This is a genomic window from Bacillus cereus group sp. BfR-BA-01310, from assembly GCF_022664325.1.
In the GTDB taxonomy this organism is placed as follows: domain Bacteria; phylum Bacillota; class Bacilli; order Bacillales; family Bacillaceae_G; genus Bacillus_A; species Bacillus_A paramycoides.
The window spans coordinates 1-429 of the sequence record NZ_JAKUHD010000096.1; the positions used below are offsets into that span (position 1 = coordinate 1).

Here is a 429-nt window from a genome sequence, read left to right on the forward strand (position 1 = left end):
CCGTTCCCATACCGAACACGGAAGTTAAGCTCTCTAGCGCCGATGGTAGTTGGGACCTTGTCCCTGTGAGAGTAGGACGTTGCCAGGCAATTCGGAGGATTAGCTCAGCTGGGAGAGCACCTGCCTTACAAGCAGGGGGTCGGCGGTTCGATCCCGTCATCCTCCACCATTTAGCCGGCTTAGCTCAATTGGTAGAGCAACTGACTTGTAATCAGTAGGTTGGGGGTTCAAGTCCTCTAGCCGGCACCAGTTTTTATTGTACGAGCCATTAGCTCAGTTGGTAGAGCATCTGACTTTTAATCAGAGGGTCGAAGGTTCGAATCCTTCATGGCTCACCATTTTAATAAAATATGCGGGTGTGGCGGAATTGGCAGACGCACCAGACTTAGGATCTGGCGCCTTTGGCGTGGGGGTTCGACTCCCTTCACC

Annotated in this window: 3 tRNA genes and 1 rRNA gene; all 4 read left to right on the top strand. The window is 52.7% G+C overall.

What is annotated here, in order from left to right:
* A 5S ribosomal RNA gene (gene rrf / locus MR109_RS29765) occupies nucleotides 1-88 on the top strand; the annotation flags it as partial.
* Between the two features lie 5 nt (nucleotides 89-93).
* Nucleotides 94-169 (top strand) — tRNA-Val (locus tag MR109_RS29770).
* A gap of 4 nt (nucleotides 170-173) precedes the next feature.
* Nucleotides 174-249: transfer RNA gene (locus MR109_RS29775), tRNA-Thr, on the top strand.
* 13 nt (nucleotides 250-262) lie between these two features.
* Nucleotides 263-338: transfer RNA gene (locus tag MR109_RS29780), tRNA-Lys, on the top strand.
* The last annotated feature ends 91 nt before the right edge of the window (nucleotides 339-429 follow it).